The following is a 1,401-nucleotide window of genomic DNA, read 5'->3' on the forward strand; positions in this document are numbered from 1 at the left end:
TGGTGTCATTGCAATCTGCTTAAACCAACTCTCTTTTTGGAGAACACTAAATGCAAAAGAAAATTATCGCTCTGGCAATTGCTGGCCTGTCCAGCGCCGCGTTCGCCCAGTCGACCGTTACCCTGTCGGGCCTGGTTGACGTCGGCTTCTACTCCCAGTCGATCCAGACCGCCGGTGTGGCGGACACCAAGACCTTCGCCGCTTCCAACGGCTCGTCGACGTCCGCGCTGTTCGTTACCGCGACTGAAGATCTCGGCGGTGGCAACAAGGTCAAGTTCTTCGGCGAAACCGACTGGGCTCCCGCGGGCAACGCCAGCGTTCTGCTGAACAGCTATAACTACCTTGAAATCGCCGGCAACTGGGGTGCCTTGAGGGGCGGCAACCTGAACACCGACACACTGTATGCCACGATCGGCTCGCAGCCTTTCGGCACTGGCATCGGCTCCGGTATTTCCGGTGCCTTCGGTCGCCTGTCCCGTGGCGGTAGCAACGGCACGTTTGGCGCAGGAACCGCTGGCCTGAGCGTGGACGGCGAAGTCGTCGCCGCCACTGGCACCATCGCTGGCGCCCGTTCGGTTCGCGTCAACAACTCGGTGCAGTACAGCACCCCGTCCATGGGCGGCTTCAGTGGCTCGCTGCAGTTGGCCAAGCAGAACAATGACTCTACCGTTGCCGCTGCCGGCACCACCGCCGGTTTCCAGTCGCTGGGTCTCAAGTACAACAACGGTCCGATCAATGTCTACTATGCGAACGAGCAAATCAAAGCGGGTAGCGTAGCTGCACCGGCGAATGCCGCTGCTCTGGCTGCCGACGAAAAAGTTACGCACAACGTATTGAGCGGTAACTACACCTTCGGCCCGGCGACGGTTTATGCTGGCTGGACCAGTTCCAAGAGCAGCGTCGCCGCTGTTGCCGATGGCCGTTCGTGGAACCTCGCTCTGAAATACGCCGTGTCGGGTGCTCTGAGCTTGGCCGCCAACTACGTTAGCGTCGATGACAAGCTGGTCGGCGACAAGGATCGCCGCCTGACTGCCGTGGGCCTTGACTACGCACTGAGCAAGCGCTCAACGGCTTATGGTCGCTACGAGACGGGCGACAATGATCGCTCCGGTGGAACGGGCAATGGCATTGGCGGCTTCAACCGCTGGCAGGCCGGCCTGCGTCACTCCTTCTAATATCATGCCGACCTAGTGTCGGCAAGGTATGGGAAACTGAAAGCCACCCTTCGGGGTGGCTTTTTTACGTCTGATGTTCCAGCAGAATAATAGGGGACAGACCACGGTTTTCTGGTAGCCTTCGTTTTTTTCATTTTCCTCAGAGATACCCCATGCCACGCCGTGCGCGCCTTGCCCTGCCCGGGGTTCCCCTCCACTTGATTCAGCGCGGAAACAACCGCCAGGC

At 59.6% G+C, this 1,401-nt stretch carries 1 protein-coding gene; it reads left to right on the top strand.

The features are described 5' to 3' along the window. Positions 1-50: 50 nt before the first annotated feature. The gene (locus tag Q7T36_RS15715) at positions 51-1,175 is read left to right on the top strand and encodes a porin (protein WP_304850790.1); all 1,125 of its coding nucleotides are present in this window, start codon (positions 51-53) and stop codon (positions 1,173-1,175) included. Positions 1,176-1,401 lie beyond the last annotated feature (226 nt).

The organism is Fluviicoccus sp., assembly GCF_030646115.1.
GTDB lineage: Bacteria > Pseudomonadota > Gammaproteobacteria > Pseudomonadales > Moraxellaceae > Fluviicoccus.